The sequence below is a fragment of the Streptomyces sp. R-07 genome (assembly GCF_049913175.1).
GTDB lineage: Bacteria > Actinomycetota > Actinomycetes > Streptomycetales > Streptomycetaceae > Streptomyces.
In genome coordinates this window covers 2,046,212-2,065,717 of record NZ_CP183978.1, presented here as the reverse complement: position 1 = coordinate 2,065,717, position 19,506 = coordinate 2,046,212, and the positions used below count along the sequence as shown (strand labels likewise).

The window sequence follows — 19,506 nt, the reverse complement described above, 5'->3', positions numbered from 1 at the left end:
CGGGCACGGGAACGGGGCCCGGTCCGCACCGTGGACGGTGCGAGCCGGGCCCCGAGGCCGGTCGGACTACCCGATCAGAAGATCAGGTTGTAGGCCTGCCAGCCGGGACCGACCTGCACGCGCGTGGCGTACGGGGCGGTGGCGCTGCCGGTGCCCTTGTACAGCCACAGGGTGCCGGAGCCGTCGCGGCCCACGAAGTCGACCCTGCCGTCGCCGGTGAGGTCGCTCGGCCCGGTGATGCTGTTGTAGATCTGCCAGCCGGTGCCGACCTTGACGCGCGCGGCGTACGGGGCGGTGGCGCTGCCGGTGCCCTTGTACAGCCAGAGCGCGCCGGTGCTGTCGCGGCCGATCAGGTCCGGCTTGCCGTCGGACGTCAGGTCGCCGGTGCTGACGATGTCGTTGTAGATCTGCCAGCCGGTGCCGATCTTCACCCGCGGGGCGAACGGCGTGGCCGGGGTGCCGGTGCCCTTGTACAGCCACAGGACACCCGACTTCTCACGGGCGATCAGGTCCGGCTTGGAGTCACCGGTGAGGTCGCGGACGCCGGTGATCCGGTCGTAGATCGCCCAGCCGCCACCGGTCCGCAGCCGGGCCTTGAACGGCGCCGACGGGTTGCCGCTGGCCTGGTAGTACCAGAGCACGCCGGACGCGTCCCGGGCCACGGCGTCACCGGTGGCGTCGGCACGGAGGGCCGTCAGCGGGGTGATGGCGTTGTAGACCTGCCAGCCGCCGCCGACCTTGTACCGCGACAGGAAGGGAGCGGTGGCGCTGCCGGTGCCCTGGTACTGCCAGAGGACACCGGAGGCGTCGCGGGTGAGCAGGTTGTAGCGGTTGTCGGTGCGGACGGGCGCCGTGGTGGCGACCTCCTTGACGTCGCTCGCCTTCACCCACGCCAGGCGGTGGTTGTAGCGGATCGGGACGAAGATGTTGGTCGTGCCGACGACCCGCGTGCCGTCCGTGTTGTAGGCGCTGTAGTAGTAGTCGCCCGCCACGGCGTCGCCGGCCTTCGTGTACAGCTGCCCGGCCGGGACGCTGTACTTCGTCAGCGACGCGCTGTTGTTGTTCTGGACCGGAACGCCGGTGCCCGCGTAGGCGGCGTCCTCGGGGTAGGTGCGGCCGTAGACCGGGATCGAGGCGAGGCCGTCCTTGGCGGTGATGGCCGTGCCCGTCTTCACCGGGGCCGTGTACTGGCCGCCGGGGTTGTAGAACCAGGCCTTCTGGCCGCCGTACCAGATGGCGGTCCAGTCGGTCCGGGACTCGGCGACGACGTGGGTGCTGCCGGCCGTGACCTTGTTCGCCCAGGTGGAGCCGTACTGCCAGCCCGAGCCCACCCCGATGTACGGGTCGGTCAGCGCCTTGGTCTGGTCGGCCACCGGCTCCGAGTAGAGGTAGCCGAAGTTGACCGGCAGCGCGACGGTGGTCTTGGTGACGTTCTGACCGTCCACCTGCTCCGTGTACTTCAGCTGCTGCTGGTTGGCCGAGGTGTACGGCGGGACGATCCGGACGAGCTGGCCGGTCTGGAGGAGACCGCCCGCGCCACCGGCGCCGGTGGGGGCGCCGAGGAGGCTCATGAAGTGGTTCCAGTCCCAGAACGGGCCCGGGTCCCAGTGGTCCTGGCGCGTGGTGTCCAGGATGCTCGGCACGTCGTCGTGGCCGATGACGTGCTCGCGGTCCAGCGGGATGGAGAACTTCGCGGCCAGGTACTTCACGAGGGCCGCGGAGGACTCGTACTCCGGCTCGGTGTACCAGCCGGAGTCGCCCTTGATGGCGTAACCCTCGTGCTCGATGCCGATCGAGTGCATGTTGAGGGTCTTGTTGCCGGCGTGGTACGCCTCGTTCTTGGTCTCGACCATCTGGGTCACACGACCGTCGGCGCGCACGATGTAGTGGGCGCTGGCGTAGCTCAGCGGGTTCTGGAAGACGGAGACCGCGCCGTCGTGGTCGCCCTCGATGTCGTGGATGACGATCTGGCGGACGTCGTAGCCGTTCGCGGGACGGCTCGCGATGTTGTAGTTGCCGTCGTTCTGCGAGTAGGCGGCCGGGATGAACGTGCACACCAGGCCGGTCGGGCACTCGACCGCCGGCGTGTCGGTCGCGGCCGCGGAGCTCGCCGCAAGCGGCACGTTCGACGGCTTGACCGGCTCCACCGACGGGTCCGCCGGCAGGACGACCTGCTCGCCGTCAGCGGTGATCTCCCGCTCACCCGTCTTGATGGACTCGAAGACGCGCTTCGCGAAGAGGTCGGCGCCCTTCCGGTCATCGGACTGGCTGTAGCGGGCCACGGCCGGGTACCAGGCGCCCGGGTCGTCGGACAGCTCGGCGCCGGCCTGCTTCTGGTACTCGGCGAGGAGCGCGGCACCGGCGCGGATCGAGGCGGCGGTGTCCTTCTGCACGGAGTCGGTCGAGCCGTCGATCAGCTCGGCGGCCTTGTCGAGCGTGTGCAGCGTCGGGTCGGAGGTGTCGACCTTCTTCTCCGGCAGGGAGGCCAGGGCCTTCTTCCCGTCGAACCGCTTCTCGATGCGGGGGTCGCCGCTCCGGTTCATCAGGTCGAGCAGCTGCTCGTCCGTGTCCTGCTCCACGTCCTCCGGGTCGACCTTCGTCAACCCCATGACGTTGTACGCGCCCGTGGTGCTGGGCACGCCCTCGTGCGACTCCCACCGCGTCTGGCGGTACGACACCGCCATCAGCACGCTCTGGGGCACATCGAACTCGCGCGCCGCGTTTGCGAACTGCGTCTGGAGGGAAGGGTCACCTCCGGACGTGCCGTCGCCCGCCGCACCGAGGAGGCCCGGTGAGGCGACCGCGATGGTGCCGATGGTGGCGGTGGCGACGACAGCCGCTGCCGCCCCGTACAAGAGTCGTTTCTTCTTACGATCCCTACGGTGCCTCTGGGTCACGCCCACCCCTGTGAGTTCGACTTTGCTCTTGTTAAACGGGCCAGAGGGTAACACCACTCGATGGCATGAACATCGACGGGGTGCATTTCGGGCGCGCGTCTCAGCCATTGGGCAGAGGGTCAGGATCCGGACGAAGAACCCGTAATGTTGTGCTTGTGACCGTGAACGCTGAATCCCACGCCGTCGCCAAGGCGACCTGGCGAGACCTGCCCGCGGCGCAGCAGCCCGAGTACCCCGATGCCGAGGCTCTGCGCGATGTGATCGCGGACCTCGAGTCGTATCCTCCGCTCGTCTTCGCCGGCGAGTGCGACCAGCTGCGCGCCCGGATGGGAGCCGTCGCCCGTGGCGAGGCGTTCCTGCTCCAGGGCGGCGACTGCGCCGAGGCATTCGACGCCGTGTCCGCCGACCACATCAGGGCCAAGCTCAAGACGCTGCTCCAGATGAGTGCCGTCCTCACCTACGCGGCCTCCGTGCCCGTCGTGAAGGTCGGCCGTATCGCCGGCCAGTACTCGAAGCCCCGCTCCAAGGGGACCGAGACCCGCGACGGCGTGACCCTGCCGACCTACCGCGGCGACTCGGTCAACGGCTTCGACTTCAACGAGAAGGCCCGCATCCCGGACCCCGAGCGGCTGAAGCGGATGTACAACGCCTCCGCCTCCACGCTCAACCTGGTCCGCGCCTTCACCACCGGTGGCTACGCCGACCTGCGCCAGGTGCACGCCTGGAACCAGGACTTCGTGAAGTCGTCCCCCTCGGGCCAGCGCTACGAGGCGCTCGCCCGCGAGATCGACAACGCCCTGAACTTCATGAAGGCCTGTGGCACCGACCCGGCCGAGTTCAAGGCCGTCGAGTTCTACGCCTCCCACGAGGCGCTGCTGCTCGACTACGAGGGCGCCCTGACCCGTACGGACTCGCGCACCGGCAAGCTGTACGACACCTCCGGCCACATGGTCTGGATCGGTGAGCGCACCCGCCAGCTCGACCACGCCCACATCGAGTTCGCCTCGAAGATCGCGAACCCGATCGGCATCAAGCTGGGCCCGACCACCTCGGTGGACGAGGCGCTCACCTACATCGACCGTCTCGACCCGGACCGCGAGCCGGGCCGGCTGACCTTCATCGTCCGCATGGGCGCCGACAAGGTCCGCGACAAGCTCCCCGAGCTGGTCGAGAAGGTCACCGCCTCCGGTGCGGCCGTCGTCTGGGTCACGGACCCGATGCACGGCAACACCTTCGAGGCCGCCTCCGGCCACAAGACCCGCCGCTTCGACGACGTGCTCGACGAGGTCAAGGGCTTCTTCGAGGTCCACAAGGCGCTGGGCACCCACCCGGGCGGCATCCACGTCGAGCTCACCGGTGACGACGTCACCGAATGCGTGGGCGGCGGCGACGAGATCTTCGTCGACGACCTGCACCAGCGCTACGAGACGGCCTGCGACCCGCGGCTCAACCGCAGCCAGTCGCTCGACCTGGCCTTCCTGGTGGCGGAGATGTACCGCGATCAGTAAGTAGGTACCTACGACGATGGGGCGCGGATCCTTGTGATCCGCGCCCCATCGTCGTGTCCAGGTCTTTTGCGGTCCCGGGCCGCCAGGTAAGGTTAGGTAAGCCTTATCGATCTCGGCGGGAGGTGAACCGCGTGTACGTCTGCTCATGCTTCGGTGTCACGGAGAAGCAGGTCAAGGAGCACGCGGACGCGGGCGCCTGCACACCTCGCCAGATAGCCTCCGCCTCCAAGGCCGGCACCGACTGCGGGTCCTGCGTCCGTCGCATTCAGGCCATTCTCGGGCGCGGCAGCTGCCCGCGACGCGAGCTCCTGGACCAGGGCATGCCCGCCCTGACGGCGGAGACGGTCGCGGAGCTCGGGGAAGCGGCCTAGAGCAGCCCTGAGGGGTGTCCGTGCGCTAGCTCGGCTGCTCGATCAGCGTCGAGACGTACAGCGCCTCACCCAGGGACTCGATCAGCTCCAGCTGCGTGTCCAGGTAGTCGATGTGGTGCTCCTCGTCGGCGAGGATCTCCTCGAAGAGGTTGGCGGACGTGACGTCCCCCTTGGCGCGCATGACCTCGATCCCGCGCCTGAGCCGGTCGATCGCCTCCACCTCGACCTGGCGGTCCGCCTGGAACATCTCGGTGATCGTCTGGCCGACCCGTACATGGAAGAGCCGCTGGTAGTTGGGCAGGCCGTCGAGCATCAGGATGCGCTCGGTCAGCTTGTCCGCGTGCTTCATCTCATCGATGGACTCTTCGCGGGTGTACTTGGCGAGCTTCGTCCACCCCTTGTTGTCCTGGATGCGGTAATGCAGCCAGTACTGGTTGATGGCCGTCAGCTCGCCGGTCAGCTGCTCGTTGAGGAACTCGAGGACCTCGGGGTCGCCCTGCATCGCTTCAGGATCCTTCCACGCTACGTGTCTACGCCGTCACTAGGCGGGATGGCCGCATCCTCGCACCCCGAATGGGGGGCGTCCAGTAAGTGCAGGCTTAGTCGGACTTGCCCGAATCGAGCCGCCCGGGTGGTCGCCTGGTCATGACCACCCCTCGCCGTCTGTCACCATGGATGACATGGGTCAGCCGGAGAGCGGAGTACACCGGGAAGCGGGTCAGCCGGATCGTTCGCCGGACCTTCCGTCGGATCTGCCGCCGGGGCAGCGGCTCCAGCGCGGCTGGCCGGTCACCCACTACGGGCCCGTACCCAAGTTCAAGCCGGACCGCTGGGAGTTCCGCGTCTTCGGGGCGACGGCCGACGGTGACAAGCGGTGCTGGAACCACGAGGAGTTCTCGGCCCTCCCGTTCTCCACGGTCGTGGCCGATCTGCACTGCGTCACGAAGTTCAGCATGCTCGGGGCCGAATGGGGCGGTGTCCCCGCCCGCACGATCCTGGAGCTCGCCCCGCCCGCGCCGCAGGTGACCCATGTGATGGTCTGGGCCGAGTACGGCTACAGCGCCAACATGCGGCTCGCCGACTTCGCCGCGGACCGTACGATCTTCGCCACCCACAAGGACGGGGAGCTGCTCACCGCCGAGCACGGTTTCCCGCTGCGGCTCGTCGTCCCGCACCTGTACGCCTGGAAGGGCCCCAAGTGGGTCCGGGGCGTGGAGTACATGGCGGCCGACCGCCGGGGCTTCTGGGAGGAGCGCGGCTACCACAACCTCGGCGACCCGTGGACGGAGCAGCGCTACTCGTACCAGGAGGAACCCGGAGACGGCCCGGAGCTGTAGCAGCTCCGGACCGCCTGTCGGTCCTTCTGTCCCGCTGTTGCGGTCAGTGGTACTGGTGGACCACCGCGTGGCCCTTGCCCCGGCCGATCATCCACTTGTTCACCGGGGTGGTGAGCACGAAGGCGATGCCGAGCGAGATCGCCAGCACGATCCAGAAGAGCGGCTCGTCGAGGTGCGCGTCCATGGCGCCGGGCCAGAGGGCGATGACGGCGTTGTCGATGATCTCCATGACGGCGATGGAGAGGGTGTCGGCGGCGAGGGCGACCTTGAAGGCGGTCGTGAAGTCGACGCCGGCCTTCAGGATGCCGCGCAGGGTGAGCGCGTAGCCGAAGAAGAACGCCAGGATGATCGCGAGGACCATCGTCGGCACGTTGCCCCAGCCGAACGCGGTGCCGATGATCATGCCGAGGATCTCGCCGATGGCGCAGCCGGTGAGGCAGTGCAGGGTGGCCTGGGCGGCCATGGACCACGAGACCGTGCCGCCCGCGGTGTGGTGGTGACCGGCGTGCGCGGCGTGGCCCTCGTGGGCGCTGTGATCCGCGTGGTCCGTGTGACCCTCGTGGCCCGTGTGGTCGTGGTGTGCGTGCGCGTCGTGCTGCATCGGGTGCCCCCCAGTGTCGGGTAGCGGTTCCTGCCGTCTGGCAAGAACCGTATACCCCCCTGGGGTATTCCTCAACAGGAAATGATCATCCGCGCTGCTCGCGGAGCTTCTTCAGGAGCTCGACGTCGGCGACATGACCCTCCTTGCCGCCCGGCGTCTCGATGATCAACGGTACGTTCTCGGTGGCCGGGTGTCGCAGGAGATCGCGGAAGGCCTCCTCGCCGATGTGACCGGCGCCGATGTTCGCGTGCCGGTCCTTGTGGGCGCCCACCACGTCCTTCGAGTCGTTGGCGTGGATCAGCTTCAGCCGCCCCTCGCCGACCGTCTCCACCAGCAGGTCCAGCGTCTGCGCCGCCCCGTGCGGGCCCGCCAGGTCGTGCCCGGCCGCGAAGATGTGGCAGGTGTCGAGGCAGACGCCCAGCTTGGGGTGGCGGTCGAGCGCGTCGAAGTACGGGCCGAAGTCCCAGGTCCGCGAGCAGAGCGAGAAGCCCTGGCCCGCCGTGGACTCCAGGAGCAGGTACGGATCGTCCTCGTGCGTCAGCTCGTCGAGGAGCGGAAGCATCCGCTCGCGCACCTGGGCGAGCGCCACCTCGCGCGGACGGCCGCCCGTCGCCGAGCCGGTGTGCACCACCACGCCCTTCGCGCCGATCTCCCGGCCCCGGCGCAGCGAGTGCCGCAGCGACTCCACCGACTTCTCCACCGTGGCCTCGGTGTGGGACCCGAAGTTGATCAGGTACGGGGCGTGCACCCAGACCGAGATCGACTCGGCCTCGCACTCGGCCCGGAACCGCTCGTCCTGGGCGGGGTTGCCCGCCGGGGTGGCCCAGCCGCGCGGGTTGGCGACGAAGACCTGCACGGTCTCCGCGCCGAGCTCGCGGGCGTAGCCGAGTCCGGTCGTGGCGAGGCCACCGGCCACGGGGACATGGCCGCCGACGGGGTTGCGCATGAGTCTCTAGAGTCCCTTGATCGTGATGGTGATGGTGGAGCCCTCGGGGGCGGTCGCGCCGCCCTCCACGGACTGGCTCGCGACCTTGTCGCCGAGGTAGGGGAAGGACTTCTTGACCTCCACCTCGAAGCCCGCGTCCTCCAGGGCCGCGCGGGCGTCCTCGGTCGTCTCGTCCGTCACGTCCGGGACCTCGACCAGCTTCGGTCCCTTGGAGACCGTGAGGGTGATGACGTCGCCCTCGGCGGCCCGGCTGCCCCCGGCGAGGGACTGGGCCGCGACGGTGCCGGCGTCCTCGGGGGAGTTGATCCGCTCCGGGGCGACCCGGACGGTGAGTCCCTCCTCCTGGAGGGCGGCCGTGGCGTCGGCGACGGTCTCGCCGCTGACGTCGGGCACGTCGATCGGGGAGCCCTTGCTGACCACCAGGGCGACGGCCGAGTCGGGGCTGCGCTCGGTGCCGGGCTCGGGGTCGGAGCTGATCACGGCGCCCTGGGCGACGGAGTCGCTGAACTCGTTCGTGATCACCCCGGGGGCCAGGCCCTCCTGCTCCAGGGCGCGCTTCGCCTCCGCGAGCGGCTTGTTCTTCAGGTTGGGCACCTTCACGATCTGCGGGCCGCGCGAGAGCGTGAGGGTGACCGTGCTGTTGCCCCGGACGCGCTCGCCCGGAGCCGGGTCGACGGCCATGACGGTGCCGCGCTCGTACACGTCGCTGAAGGCGCGCTTCGTCGTGCCGACGTCGAGACCGGCGTCGGTGAGACGTTTCGTCGCGGCGGCCTCGGACTGGCCGAGGACGGCGGGCACGCGGGTGAACTGGCCGGAATTGATGTACCAGACACCGGCGCCCAGACCGAGGGCGAGCAGGACGGCGGCGACGACGAGAAGCGGGCCGCGCGGGGGCCGCCGGCGGGCGACGGGGGGAGCCTCCGCGGCGGGCAGCCGGTTGGTGTGCAGGACATCGGATTCCGCGGGTACGGGGCGGGCGATCACGCTCGTCCGGTCCTCGGCGGTGTCCCGGGCCGCGGACCGCGCCAGCGGGGGCGCGGCGTCCAGCTGCTCCTCGGTGAGCCCGGCGCGGGCCTCCCGGAGCAGGGCGAGCAGGGCGACCGCGTCGTACGGGCGGACCTCCGGGTTGCGGGCCGTGGCCGCCGCGACCAGCTCGTCCAGCTCCACGGCGAGCCCCGGGACGGCGGCCGAGGGAGCGGGCACGTCGGTGTTCAGGTGCTGGTAGAGCACCTGGGCGGGGGTGTCGCCGGAGTGCGGCTTGCCGCCGGTCAGCATCTCGTAGAGGACGACGCCGCAGGCGTACACGTCGGCGCGGGTGTCGGCGGTGCCGTGCTCGATCTGCTCGGGAGCGAGGTACGAGACGGTGCCGAGGACGGCGCCGGTGGTCTGGGTGGCCGAGCCGACGGCCCGTACGAGCCCGAAGTCGGCGACCTTCACCCGGCCGTCGTCCCCTATCAGGACGTTCTCCGGCTTCATGTCCCGGTGCACGAACCCGGCCCGGTGCGCGGCGCCCAGCGCGGCGAGCACCGGCTCCAGGATGTCGAGGGCGGCGCGGGGCGAGAGGGCGCCGCGCTCGCGCAGGACGTCGCGGAGGGTGCAGCCGGCGACGTACTCCATCGCCAGGTACACGTACGCGCCCTCGGCGCCCTGGTCGAAGACGCCGACGACGTTGGGGTGCGCGAGCCGCGCGACGGACTTCGCCTCGCGGATGAACCGCTCGACGAACGCGGCGTCCGTGGCGAGGGCCGGGTGCATCACCTTGAGCGCGAGCACGCGGTCGAGGCGGGTGTCGACGGCCCGGTAGACCGTGGCCATCCCGCCGACGGCGATGCGCGCGTCGACGCGGTAGCGGCCGTCGAGCAGCCGCCCGACGAGGGGGTCCTGAAGGGTCGTGTCCACGGCGACGAGTCTACGAGCCGGGGGCGGGGACCTTGTGCGGTCGGCCCGGTACTGCAGCCCACCTGTGACGAGCCCCGCACCCTCCCGCACCCGTTCCGCGGGGCGGCGCCCCTTGCTGTGCGGCGCCTGCCCGGTGTGGGGCCCGCGCCCCGCCCGTGTGAGCAGTCGTTCCGCTGGGGCGATGGGGGACCCCCATCGCCCCAGCGGAACGTTTGCCCGCAACGGGGGTGGGTGGACGTCAGAAGGCGGGGCGTTCGGGGTCCAGGTGGGGGTGGCCCTTCGTCGGGGACGAGGCTTCGGCGAAGTGGCGGCGGGGGATCCGGCCCGCCCGGTGCGCCAGGCGGCCCCCTTCCACCGCGTGCCGCATCGCCGAGGCCATCAGCACCGGCTCCTGCGCCCGCGTCACCGCCGACGCCAGCATCACCGCCGCGCACCCCAGCTCCATCGCGAGTGCCGCGTCGGAGGCCGTTCCAGCGCCCGCGTCCAGGATCACGGGGACGCCTGCCCGTTCCACGATCAGCTGGAAGTTGTGCGGGTTGCGGATGCCGAGCCCGGAGCCGATGGGGGAGCCGAGCGGCATGATCGCCGCGCAGCCGACGTCCTCCAGCTTCCGGGCGAGGACGGGGTCGTCGTTGGTGTAGGGGAGGACGGTGAAGCCGTCGTCGACGAGGGTCTCGGCCGCGGCGAGGAGTTCCTCGCCGTCCGGCAGGAGGGTGCGCTCGTCCGCGACGACCTCCAGTTTGATCCAGTTCGTGCCGAGCGCCTCCCGTGCGAGGCGCGCGGTGAGGACCGCCTCGCCGGCCGTGAAGCAGCCGGCGGTGTTGGGCAGGACCCGGATGCCGAGCCGTTCGAGGACGGTGAGGACGGAGCCCTGGACGGTCGGGTCCAGGCGCCGCATGGCGACCGTGGTCAGTTCCGTACCGCTGGCGAGGAGGGAGCGTTCGAGGACGTCGAGGCTGGGGGCGCCGCCGGTGCCCATGATGAGGCGGGAGGAGAACTCCGTACCGCCGAGGAGGAAGGTGTCGTCGGACATCGCGCTCAGCCTCCCTGCACCGCGGTGAGGACCTCCACCCGGTCGCCGTCGCCGAGCTGTGTGGTGGCCCACTCGCCGCGCGGCACGACCGTCTCGTTGAGCGCCGCGGCGACCCCGGAGCGGGCCGGGGTCAGGGTCGCCACGAGGGCGTCGAGGGAGAGGGGGCCGGAGAGCTCGCGCACTTCTCCGTTCACGGACACGTTCATGCGGGCTGCTCCTGACGGGCGGGGGAGAAACGGCGGGGGGTGAAGGGGCGCGCCTCGTCGGGGAGGGTGCCCGTGGTGAGCGTCTCCGCCATGACGTCGCCGGTGACGGGGGTGAGCAGCACCCCGTTGCGGTAGTGGCCGGTGGCCAGGTGCAGGCCGGGCAGAGCGGTGGGGCCGAGCAGCGGCGCGTTGTCGGGGGAGGCGGGGCGCAGTCCGGCGCGGGTCTCGGTGAGCGGCAGCTCGGTGATCCCGGGGACGAGCTCGTGGGCGTCGCGCAGCAGCTCGTACACGCCGCCCGCCGTGACCGTGGTGTCCCAGCCCAGTTCCTCGCTGGTGGCGCCGACGACGAGCTCGCCGTTCTCGCGGGGCACCAGGTAGACGTGGCTGCCGCGGACGACGGCCCGGACGGTCCGGGAGAGGAAGGGGGCGTACGCGGGCGGCACCCGCAGTCGCAGGACCTGGCCCTTCACGGGGCGCACCGGCGGCAGCACCTCCTCCGGCACGCCGGAGAGCCGCCCGCTGAGGCTGCCCGCGGCGAGCACGACCTGGTCGGCCGTCAGCTCCTCGCCCCCGGCGAGCACGGCGCCGCGGGCCCGGTCGCGTACCACCGTGAGCCGCTCGGCGAGGGACCGGTGGAAGGCGACCCCGGCCCGCTCGCAGGCCACCACCAGCGCGGCGGCAAGGCGGCGCGGGTCGACCTGGTGGTCGCCGTCGACGCGCAGTCCGCCGCGGACGCCGGGCGCGAGCATCGGCTCCAGGCGGCGGCACTCGCGGCCGCTGAGCCACTCGGAGACGAGGCCGCAGCGGGTCTGCAGGGCGTGCAGTTCGCGCAGGTGTGCCCGGTCGTCGGCGTCGAGGGCGACGGCGAGGGTGCCGCAGGCCCGGTAGCCGACGTCCTGGCCTGCGGTCTCCTCCAGCTCGGCGGCGAACGCGGGATAGCGGGCGGCGGAGGCGAGGTTGAGCCCGAGAAGGGTCTCCTCGCCGTAGTGGAGCTCGGTGACGGCGGCGAGCATGCCGGCCGCGACCCGCGCGGCGCCGCCGCCCGGGTCCGGGTCGACGACGGCGGTGCGCAGTCCGCGCTGCGCGGCCCGCCAGGCCGTGACCAGGCCGATGATGCCGCCCCCGACCACGAGGACATCGGAAGAACGCATGGGCGTCCAGCCCCTCCCTTCGCCGGCATGACCCGGATCAGGTTCGTACGGTCGGAGGCCGTCCCAGCCTCCCTCTCAGCCCGGTGCGTCCGGGCTCCCGCGAGTGCTTTACGCCCGCCAGACTAGCCCGCGCCGCCGGGGTGGCCACAGACCCCCTCCCGCACCCCTCCCTTCCTGACGGTCCGTCAGATGCGTAAGGTGGTCGGGTGAGCGAGCAGAAGCAGCCCCAGCAGCACGTCGTGATCGTCGGCGCCGGAATGGCGGGCGTCCAGACCGCCGTCGCCCTGCGCGAGCAGGGATTCACCGGCCCCGTGACCCTCATCGGGGCCGAACCCCACCAGCCCTACGACCGGCCGCCGCTCTCCAAGGCGATCCTCCTCGGCAAGGCCGAGGACTCCGCCTTCGAGATCGACTTCGAGGACCTCGGCATCGAGCTCCGCCTCGGTCTGGACGTCACCGGGCTGCGCGCCGCCGACCACGAGATCGACACCGAGGCCGGACCCGTCGCCTACGACACCCTGGTCGTCGCCACCGGAGCCCACCCCGTCACCCTGCCCGGCGCCGAGGGCGTCCCCGGGGTCCACCTGCTGCGCACCCTCGACGACGCCGTGCGCCTCGGGCCCGTCCTGGAGCGCCGCCACTCCGTCGTGGTCGTCGGCGCCGGCTGGATCGGCGCCGAGTTCGCCACCGCCGCGCGCGAGGCGGGCTGCGCCGTCACCGTCGTCGAGGCCGCCGACCGCCCCCTCGCCGGAGCCCTGCCCGTCGAGGTCACGGCCCCCATGGCCGAGTGGTACGGGGCGAACGGCGCCGAACTCCTCACCCACGCGCGCGTGCTCACCGTCGAGCCGGGCACACCCGGCCGCGTCGTCCTCGCCGACGGCCGCGAACTGCCCGCCGACGCCGTCGTCGTCGGCATCGGCGCCCGCCCTGCCACGGGCTGGCTCACCGGCTCCGGCATCGCCCTCGACCAGAGCGGCGCGGTCACCGCCGACGACCGGCTGCGCACCTCCCTGCCCGATGTGTACGCCGTCGGCGACTGCGCCTCCTTCCCCTCCGCCCGCTACGGGGAGCGCCTCCTCGTCCACCACTGGGACAACGCGCTCCAGGGCCCCCGCGCGGTCGCCGCGGCGATCACCGGGGTCGGCGACGCGCCGTACGACCCGGTGCCGTACTTCTGGTCCGAGCAGTTCGGCCGCTTCGTCCAGTACGCGGGACACCACGCCGACGCCGACGAGCTGCTGTGGCGCGGCGACCCGGCCGACGAGGCCTGGTCCGTGCTCTGGCTGCGCGCCGGGGTGCCGGTGGCCCTCCTCGCCGTCGGCCGGCCCCGCGATCTGGCCCAGGGCCGCAAGCTCATCGAGGCGGCCGTCCCCGTCGACCCGGAGCGCGCCGCGGACCCGTCCGTCCCCCTGAAGGCGGCAGTCCGGTAGGGCCCGACTACCGGCTGTCAGTCCGGGATGGCAGGCTTGTCCCGTGACCGAGATTGACGTAAAGATCGATGCTCTCGTCCCCGCCTGGCTCTACGTGCCCGACATCGCGGAGATGCTCGATATCGAGGTGACGCGCGTGCGACAGCTGATCAAGGAGGGTCAGCTCATCGCCGTGCGCCGCGGACCGAACAACGCCCTGCAGATCCCCGCCGCCTTCATCCAGGGCGACAAGATCGTCAAGGGCCTCGTCGGGCTCCTGACCGTGCTGCGGGACGACGGCTTCACCGACGAAGAGATGCTGGAGTGGCTCTTCACTCCGGACGAGAGCCTGCCGGGCACGCCCGCGCAGGCGCTCAACGAGAATCGCGGCACGGAGGTGAAGCGTCGCGCCCAGGCGCTCGCCATCTGACGCACCCGCGCCGACGCGCGCACGCACCGAAGACACCACCCGCGGGTGTCGCGGCGCCCGCCCCTCACGGGGCCGGCGCCGCGGCGCCGGCGCCCGAACGGGGGGAACCCACCCATGCCCACGCCTCGTGAGCGGCTCGCCGACGCCCGGCTCTACCTGTGCACCGACGCCCGGAAGCGCCAGGGTGACCTGCCCGCCTTCCTCGACGCCGTGCTCTCCTCCGGCGTGGACATCGTGCAGCTCCGCGACAAGGGCATGGAGGCCGGTGAGGAGCTGGAGCACCTCGCCGTCTTCGCCGAGGCCGCCCGCCGGCACGGCAAGCTCCTCGCCGTGAACGACCGGGCCGACGTCGCCCACGCCATCGGCGCCGACGTCCTCCACCTGGGCCAGGGCGACCTGCCCGTGCCCGCCGCCCGTGCGATCCTCGGCGACGAGGTGCTGATCGGCCGCTCCTGCCACGCCGAGACCGAGGTCGCCGCGGCCGCCGCCGAACCGGGCGTGGACTACTTCTGCACCGGTCCCTGCTGGCCCACCCCCACCAAGCCCGGACGGTACGCACCGGGGCTCGGCCTCGTGCGGTACGCGGCGGGTCTGGCCCAGGACCGGCCCTGGTTCGCCATCGGCGGCATCGACGAGACCAACCTCGACGAGGTCCTGGACGCGGGCGCCCGCCGGATCGTCGTCGTCCGCGCCCTCACCGAGGCCGCCGACCCGGCCGCCGCGGCGGCCGCCCTCGCCAAGCGCGTCCGCGAGCGCGCCGGCGTGTAGGACCGTCCGAAGCCGCCGGAAGCCGTTCGGCCAGTTGTCCGAAAAGGTGTCCAGCACTCGGACGGCGTTCACGCGGCTCCCCGGACCGCGTCTAACCTGCCCGTATGGCCCTTGGTACCGCTTCCGTCCGATCGGACCGTGCACGCACGGTCCGCGAGATCCTCGCTGCCGGTGACACGTCGTACTCCTTCGAGTTCTACGCGCCCCGGACCGAGAAGGGCGAGCAGGTCCTCTGGAACGCCATGCGCAGGGTCGAGGCGGTAGGCCCCAGCTTCGTCTCCGTGACCTACGGCGCCGGCGGCACCACCCGCGGCGGCACCGTCAAGGCCACCCAGAAGATCGCCTCCGACACCACGCTCACCCCCGTCGCGCACCTCACGGCCGTCGACCACTCGGTCGCCGAGCTGCGCAACGTCCTCGGGCAGTACGCCGACGCCGGCATCCGCAACATGCTCGCCCTGCGCGGCGACCCGGCCGGCGACCCGCTGGGGGAGTGGATCGAGCACCCGGAGGGCGTGAGGTACGCCGCCGACCTCGTCCGGCTGATCAAGGAGTCGGGAGACTTCTGCGTCGGCGTCGCCGCCTTCCCGGAGATGCACCCCCGCTCCACCGACTGGGACACGGACATCCGGCACTTCGTGGACAAGTGCCGCGCGGGCGCCGACTACGCGATCACCCAGATGTTCTTCGACCCGGAGAACTACCTGCGGCTCCGCGACAGCGTGGTGAAGGCGGGCTGCGAGACCCCGATCATCCCCGAGGTCATGCCCGTCGTGAACGTGAAGACCCTCGACCGGCTGCCCCAGCTGAGCAACGCCGCCTTCCCCGCGGATGTGAAAGAGCGCATCCTCGCCGTCAAGGACGATCCCGCCGCTGTACGCTCCATCGGTATCGAGTTCGCGACGGAGTTCTGCGCGCGTCTGCTCTCCGAGGGTGTCCCCGGACTGCACTTCATCACGCTCAACAGCTCCACCGCGACGCTCGAGATCTACGAGAATCTCGGACTGCACCAGCAGTCGTGACCGGTCGTACCCGCCCCGACCCGCGGCGGTGACCGTGGAGAGGGGCGGCGGGGCATGGGGTGGACGGTCCTCTACATCGCGTTCGGCGTGGTCGCACTGTGGCTGCTGGGGGAGGTGCTCCTCCAGTACAAGGCGCGGCTGCGCTGGCGCCTGCTCGCCTTCGGCGGCTTCCTCTTCGTGGTCCTGGGCGTCCTGCTGCCCTCGGTCCTCGTCATCGTCGCCGGGGCCGTCGCCTTCGCCGTCGGCCAGACGTACGTGACGCTCTCCTTCCGCCGCGGCTTCTCCACCGGCTGGGCGATCGGCGGCAACCCGGGCGCGAGCCGTCGCCGCAAGGCCGCCCCGCGGGGCGAGGCCGGACCCACCCTGGAGGTCACCGACCTCTCGTACGACTCCGAGGACACGGAGTACGGCACGCAGGACGGGGCCGGTCACGACATGTCCGGTCACGGCCCGCACCCCGAGACCGCCGCCGAGACGACCGCGGTCTACGAGCCGCAGCCGATGCCCGACGACACCGGCCAGTACGGGATCTACGACACCACCGCCCACGCCCCCCAGCCGGGCACCGGCTACGACACGGCGTACGACCCCTACGCGCCCGCGTACGACCAGTCCGCCTACCAGCAGCCCGCCTACGAGCAGCCCGCCTACGAGCAGCAGCCGGCGTACGACTACGGCGCCGCCGCCGGGCAGCAGCAGTACGCCGCGTACTCCGACCCGTACATCGGCCCGGGCACGGACAGCCAGCAGTACACCCCGTACTACACCGACCCGTACGCCCCCTCGTACACCTATGACACTCCGCCCGGCGGCGTCTGGGTCCCGCAGCAGCGCGACACCGAGCCCGCCCCGCAGCAGCAGGCCCCGTACGGCTACGAGCAGCCGCACCCGGACGACCAGCAGCAGTACCGCTACTAGGGTCTGCCCCTACTGGGAGCCGCGGAAGTCCGCGCCCTCCACGATGAGTCCGGCCACCAGCGCGCCCGACATGCCCGCGTGGGCGAGCCCGCCGCCCGGGTGCGACCAGCCGCCCGCGAAGTAGAGGCCCGGCAGCGGGGAGCGGTTGGCGGCCGGCAGGAGCAGACCGCCCGCCCCGGCGAGCGCGGGACCCGGCACCTCGGCGGCGCCCGTGTCCCGCCGGACGTCCTCCGGGGTGCGGACGTGCCGCCACAGCAGCCGCTCCGCGAGCCCCGGGACCGCCCGCCCGGCCGCCTCGACCATCCCGTCGGCGAAGGGCTCCCAGTCCTGCTCGGGGGAGGTCCGCACGGTCGCCGTGACCGTCACCGACTCGTGCTCCCCGTCCGGGCGCAGCGCCGGGTCGTCCGGCCGCAGCACCGTCACCGTCGGCCGCCCGCCCTCCGCGTGCACGACGGTCCGGTGGACCGCGCCCGCCTCCCGGGGGCCGCGCAGGGCCAGACAGACCGTCACCCGGCCCGTCCCGTTCGCCTGGTGGCGGGGCACGTCCCGGCTGTGGTGGAGCGCCGGCACCGGGGCCCCGGACACCACGTGGTCGGCCTCGACGACCTCGCCGCCGGCAAGGCGCACACCGGCAGCCCGCCCGTCCTTCTCCAGGACGTCCTCCACCGGCGTGTCGAAGACGAACTCCACCCGCCGCTTCCGGCACCGCTCGTACACCGCGTCGGCCAGCGCCCGCAGGCCCCCGCCCACGTACCAGCTGCCGAAGGTCTGCTCCATGTACGGCAGGACGGCGGCCGAGGCCGGGGCGGTCGCGGGGTCGAAACCGTACGACCACGCGTACGCGTCGAGGAGGGCGGCGAGGCGCGGGTCCCGCAGCTCCCGCGTCCCGACCTGGGCGAGCGTCGTCGTCGGGCGCCGCAACAGGCCCGCCTTCAACGCCGGGTACGGCTCACGGGCCAGCGGCGCCGGGTCGGCCGGCTGCGGCTCCTCCAGGAGCGGGCGGCGGGTCCGGTCCCAGGCCTCGCGGGCCCGGGTCAGGAAGTCGCCCCAACGCTCGCCCGCACCCGCGCCGAGCGCGGCGTCCAGGGCGGTGACCGTGCCGGCCCGGGAGGCGTTCGGCAGGTCGACGCGGGTGCCGTCGGCGAAGACATGACGGGCCGCCGGATCGACCTGCGTCAGCGCGACGCACTCCTCGAGGGGCTCCTTGCCGGTCTTCACGAACAGGTCCCGGTAGACGGCCGGCAGATGCAGCAGCCCCGGGCCCGTGTCGAAGGCGAAGCCCTCGCGCTCGAAGCGGCCCACCGCGCCGCCGTACGTCGAGGTCTTCTCGTACACCGTCACCGTGTGCCCGGCGACCGCCAGTCGGGCCGCCGCCGCCATGGCGCCGAGACCCGCGCCGATCACCACAATCCGTGCCATGCGGACGAGCCTATCCGGCGCCTCCGACACCGGCGGAGGGCAGGCCGGGAGCCCGGTCGGACACGGTCAGAAGTGGTCCGAGCCGTCGTCGGGCGGCCCTTGGGTCCGTGGTCGCGCCCCCGTCGCCGCGAGCCGTCTCTCCTCCCGCCGCTGGGAGCGGCGGCGCCAGAAGCGGCGGATCCGCTGGGCCAGGAACACCAGTATCGCCAGGCCCGCCAGGAGCAGGACGGCCGCGATGACCGCCGCCGTCACCGGATGGAAGACCGCGAAGGTGACGATCGCCGCCACCCCGAGATCCTCCGCCAGGCTCAGCGCGACGTTCGAGAACGGCTCCGGCGAGGTGTTGACCGCCATCCTCGTCCCCGCCTTGACGAAGTGGCTGAGCAAGGCCGTCGAACCACCGACCGCGCCCGCCGCCAGCTCCGGCAGCGAGCCGTTCTGCCCGGCGAGCAGGGCGCCGACGACGGCCCCCGCGATCGGCCGGATCACCGTGTGGACGGAGTCCCATATCGAGTCGACGTACGGAATCTTGTCCGCCACCGCCTCGCACAGGAACAGCACGGCCGCCGCGACGAGGACATCGGTGCGCTGCAGGGACGCGGGCACCTCGTCGGTCAGCCCGGTCGCGCCGAAGATGCCGAACAGCAGGACCACCGCGTACGCGTTGATCCCGCTCGCCCAGCCGCTGGTGAACACGAGGGGGAGTACGGACACGCCCGCGATCGTAACCAGGACTGAGTACCCGTACCTAGGGGGCGAGATGAGTAGATGCGCGGATGGGCCCGGTGCCGCCCGGAGGAGAGAGTGGAGCCCACGGAAGGGGCGCGGCTCCGGTACCGCCGGCACGGGGCTGCGGAACGGGGCCGCGCACCCGCCGGCACGGGGGTGCGAAAGAAGCCGGTGCGGCGAGGCTCGGGGGGATCGAGCCTCACCGCACCGGCTTTTCCATGACTACGCGCGCGTGTCAGCGGCCGCCGACGCGGCCGTGCAGCAGGCGGGAGAGCGCCGCGTGCACGTCGTCGAGCGAACGCTCGCTCTGGAAGGCCTGCCAGTCGAGCGCGGCCACCAGGACCATCCCGACCAGGGCGGACGCCGTCAGCTGGACGTCGATCTCGTCGCTCAGCTCCCCGCCCGCCACGCCCTCCCGCAGCACGTCCTCGACCACCGCGACGGCTTCCTGACGGACCACCAGGAGGGTGGAGTTCCAGGCGCGTCCGGTGCGCCAGAGCTCGGCGACGTACAGCTGGGTGAAGGCCGGGTAGCGGTCGATGAAGACGAGGCCCGCCCGGATCATCGCGTCCAGCGCGTCGACCCGGCTCCCGCCGCGCTCGGCGGTCTCCTCGGCCGCCGAGCGCAGGGAGGCGGCGAGCAGCGAGACGCCGTGGCGCAGCAGCTCCTCGAAGAGCTCGGTCTTGCTCTTGAAGTTGTAGTAGACCGTGCCCTTGGCCACGCCGGCCCGCTCCGCGATCTCGTCCACCGTCGTCGCGGAGAAGCCCTGCTCCGCGATGAGGGTGACGGCCGCCTCGTAGAGCTTGGTGCGCGTGGCCTGGCGTCGGGTGCTGCTGCTGTCCATGGCGTCGATTCTCACAGG

General features: G+C 71.9%; 19 protein-coding genes and 1 riboswitch. Of the genes, 8 read left to right on the top strand and 11 right to left on the bottom strand.

Going from position 1 to position 19,506, the window contains the following annotated elements; all coding sequences use genetic code 11:
* Positions 1 to 74 precede the first annotated feature (74 nt).
* Entirely contained in the window at positions 75 to 2,897 is a 2,823-nt protein-coding gene (locus tag ACN9M0_RS09250; protein WP_399696475.1) for an N-acetylmuramoyl-L-alanine amidase, read from the bottom strand.
* Between the two features lie 155 nt (positions 2,898 to 3,052).
* Between ACN9M0_RS09250 and ACN9M0_RS09245 the strand changes: the two genes are divergently transcribed.
* The gene (locus ACN9M0_RS09245; RefSeq protein ID WP_399696473.1) at positions 3,053 to 4,405 is read left to right on the top strand and encodes a class II 3-deoxy-7-phosphoheptulonate synthase; all 1,353 of its coding nucleotides are present in this window, start codon (positions 3,053 to 3,055) and stop codon (positions 4,403 to 4,405) included.
* 122 nt (positions 4,406 to 4,527) lie between these two features.
* Entirely contained in the window at positions 4,528 to 4,776 is a 249-nt protein-coding gene (locus ACN9M0_RS09240; RefSeq protein ID WP_366042373.1) for a (2Fe-2S)-binding protein, read from the top strand.
* 25 nt (positions 4,777 to 4,801) lie between these two features.
* On the opposite strand, the gene bfr is transcribed toward ACN9M0_RS09240, so the two are convergent.
* Entirely contained in the window at positions 4,802 to 5,278 is a 477-nt protein-coding gene (gene bfr / locus ACN9M0_RS09235; protein WP_123451457.1) for a bacterioferritin, read from the bottom strand.
* Positions 5,279 to 5,456: 178 nt separating this feature from the next.
* Here bfr and ACN9M0_RS09230 point away from each other — a divergent pair, with 178 nt between their 5' ends.
* Positions 5,457 to 6,113 carry a sulfite oxidase-like oxidoreductase gene (locus ACN9M0_RS09230; protein WP_366042372.1) on the top strand — a complete coding sequence of 219 codons (657 nt, stop codon included), beginning with the start codon at positions 5,457 to 5,459 and terminating at the stop codon, positions 6,111 to 6,113.
* A 43-nt stretch (positions 6,114 to 6,156) separates the two neighbouring features.
* Here the strand turns inward: ACN9M0_RS09230 and ACN9M0_RS09225 are convergent, their stop codons facing one another.
* From ACN9M0_RS09225 to thiO, 6 genes are all read right to left on the bottom strand, one after another.
* A complete protein-coding gene (locus ACN9M0_RS09225; RefSeq protein WP_366042371.1) occupies positions 6,157 to 6,714 on the bottom strand; it encodes a DUF4396 domain-containing protein in 558 nt (185 codons plus the stop codon).
* Between the two features lie 85 nt (positions 6,715 to 6,799).
* Positions 6,800 to 7,660 carry a deoxyribonuclease IV gene (locus ACN9M0_RS09220; protein WP_366042370.1) on the bottom strand — a complete coding sequence of 287 codons (861 nt, stop codon included), beginning with the start codon at positions 7,658 to 7,660 and terminating at the stop codon, positions 6,800 to 6,802.
* Positions 7,661 to 7,666: 6 nt separating this feature from the next.
* On the bottom strand, positions 7,667 to 9,559 hold the full coding sequence (pknB, locus tag ACN9M0_RS09215; RefSeq protein WP_426403411.1) for a Stk1 family PASTA domain-containing Ser/Thr kinase: 1,893 nt from the start codon (positions 9,557 to 9,559) through the stop codon (positions 7,667 to 7,669).
* A 238-nt stretch (positions 9,560 to 9,797) separates the two neighbouring features.
* Positions 9,798 to 10,592, bottom strand: coding sequence for a thiazole synthase (locus ACN9M0_RS09210; protein ID WP_366039555.1), 795 nt, complete (start codon positions 10,590 to 10,592; stop codon positions 9,798 to 9,800).
* A gap of 5 nt (positions 10,593 to 10,597) precedes the next feature.
* On the bottom strand, positions 10,598 to 10,798 hold the full coding sequence (gene thiS, locus ACN9M0_RS09205) for a sulfur carrier protein ThiS (RefSeq protein ID WP_366039554.1): 201 nt from the start codon (positions 10,796 to 10,798) through the stop codon (positions 10,598 to 10,600).
* A complete protein-coding gene (gene thiO / locus ACN9M0_RS09200; protein ID WP_366039553.1) occupies positions 10,795 to 11,949 on the bottom strand; it encodes a glycine oxidase ThiO in 1,155 nt (384 codons plus the stop codon). The genes thiS and thiO overlap by 4 nt, the downstream gene beginning before the upstream one ends.
* A riboswitch (TPP riboswitch) is annotated at positions 11,947 to 12,060 on the bottom strand. Its footprint overlaps the gene before it by 3 nt.
* 95 nt (positions 12,061 to 12,155) lie before the next feature.
* Here thiO and ACN9M0_RS09195 point away from each other — a divergent pair.
* The 5 genes from ACN9M0_RS09195 to ACN9M0_RS09175 all read left to right on the top strand — a co-directional run bounded on the left by ACN9M0_RS09195 (position 12,156) and on the right by ACN9M0_RS09175 (position 16,496).
* Positions 12,156 to 13,379 (top strand): NAD(P)/FAD-dependent oxidoreductase, encoded by a 1,224-nt coding sequence (locus ACN9M0_RS09195; protein ID WP_399696470.1) that lies wholly within the window; start codon positions 12,156 to 12,158, stop codon positions 13,377 to 13,379.
* A gap of 43 nt (positions 13,380 to 13,422) precedes the next feature.
* On the top strand, positions 13,423 to 13,788 hold the full coding sequence (locus tag ACN9M0_RS09190; protein ID WP_366039550.1) for an Rv2175c family DNA-binding protein: 366 nt from the start codon (positions 13,423 to 13,425) through the stop codon (positions 13,786 to 13,788).
* Between the two features lie 114 nt (positions 13,789 to 13,902).
* Positions 13,903 to 14,556 (top strand): thiamine phosphate synthase, encoded by a 654-nt coding sequence (gene thiE / locus ACN9M0_RS09185; protein ID WP_366039548.1) that lies wholly within the window; start codon positions 13,903 to 13,905, stop codon positions 14,554 to 14,556.
* Between the two features lie 104 nt (positions 14,557 to 14,660).
* Complete coding sequence (gene metF / locus ACN9M0_RS09180) at positions 14,661 to 15,578, top strand: methylenetetrahydrofolate reductase [NAD(P)H] (protein ID WP_366039547.1); 918 nt, start codon at positions 14,661 to 14,663, stop codon at positions 15,576 to 15,578.
* A gap of 54 nt (positions 15,579 to 15,632) precedes the next feature.
* Positions 15,633 to 16,496: a hypothetical protein gene (locus ACN9M0_RS09175; protein WP_366039546.1), complete on the top strand. Its 864-nt coding sequence runs from the start codon at positions 15,633 to 15,635 to the stop codon at positions 16,494 to 16,496.
* A 9-nt stretch (positions 16,497 to 16,505) separates the two neighbouring features.
* Here the strand turns inward: ACN9M0_RS09175 and ACN9M0_RS09170 are convergent, their stop codons facing one another.
* The 3 genes from ACN9M0_RS09170 to ACN9M0_RS09160 all read right to left on the bottom strand — a co-directional run bounded on the left by ACN9M0_RS09170 (position 16,506) and on the right by ACN9M0_RS09160 (position 19,488).
* The gene (locus ACN9M0_RS09170) at positions 16,506 to 17,915 is read right to left on the bottom strand and encodes a phytoene desaturase family protein (protein WP_426403410.1); all 1,410 of its coding nucleotides are present in this window, start codon (positions 17,913 to 17,915) and stop codon (positions 16,506 to 16,508) included.
* 66 nt (positions 17,916 to 17,981) lie between these two features.
* The gene (locus ACN9M0_RS09165; protein ID WP_426403409.1) at positions 17,982 to 18,629 is read right to left on the bottom strand and encodes a DUF4126 domain-containing protein; all 648 of its coding nucleotides are present in this window, start codon (positions 18,627 to 18,629) and stop codon (positions 17,982 to 17,984) included.
* 250 nt (positions 18,630 to 18,879) lie between these two features.
* Positions 18,880 to 19,488, bottom strand: coding sequence for a TetR/AcrR family transcriptional regulator (locus ACN9M0_RS09160; protein WP_426403408.1), 609 nt, complete (start codon positions 19,486 to 19,488; stop codon positions 18,880 to 18,882).
* Positions 19,489 to 19,506: the final 18 nt, after the last annotated feature.

Coding starts and splice junctions, on each gene's coding strand:
- bfr (WP_123451457.1), bottom strand. CDS start 5,278: ATGCAGGGCGACCCCGAGGTCCTCGAGTTCCTCAACGAGCAGCTGACC.
- ACN9M0_RS09230 (WP_366042372.1), top strand. CDS start 5,457: ATGGGTCAGCCGGAGAGCGGAGTACACCGGGAAGCGGGTCAGCCGGAT.
- ACN9M0_RS09225 (WP_366042371.1), bottom strand. CDS start 6,714: ATGCAGCACGACGCGCACGCACACCACGACCACACGGGCCACGAGGGT.
- ACN9M0_RS09220 (WP_366042370.1), bottom strand. CDS start 7,660: ATGCGCAACCCCGTCGGCGGCCATGTCCCCGTGGCCGGTGGCCTCGCC.
- ACN9M0_RS09210 (WP_366039555.1), bottom strand. CDS start 10,592: ATGTCCGACGACACCTTCCTCCTCGGCGGTACGGAGTTCTCCTCCCGC.
- thiS (WP_366039554.1), bottom strand. CDS start 10,798: ATGAACGTGTCCGTGAACGGAGAAGTGCGCGAGCTCTCCGGCCCCCTC.
- thiO (WP_366039553.1), bottom strand. CDS start 11,949: ATGCGTTCTTCCGATGTCCTCGTGGTCGGGGGCGGCATCATCGGCCTG.
- thiE (WP_366039548.1), top strand. CDS start 13,903: ATGCCCACGCCTCGTGAGCGGCTCGCCGACGCCCGGCTCTACCTGTGC.
- metF (WP_366039547.1), top strand. CDS start 14,661: ATGGCCCTTGGTACCGCTTCCGTCCGATCGGACCGTGCACGCACGGTC.
- ACN9M0_RS09175 (WP_366039546.1), top strand. CDS start 15,633: ATGGGGTGGACGGTCCTCTACATCGCGTTCGGCGTGGTCGCACTGTGG.
- ACN9M0_RS09170 (WP_426403410.1), bottom strand. CDS start 17,915: ATGGCACGGATTGTGGTGATCGGCGCGGGTCTCGGCGCCATGGCGGCG.
- ACN9M0_RS09160 (WP_426403408.1), bottom strand. CDS start 19,488: ATGGACAGCAGCAGCACCCGACGCCAGGCCACGCGCACCAAGCTCTAC.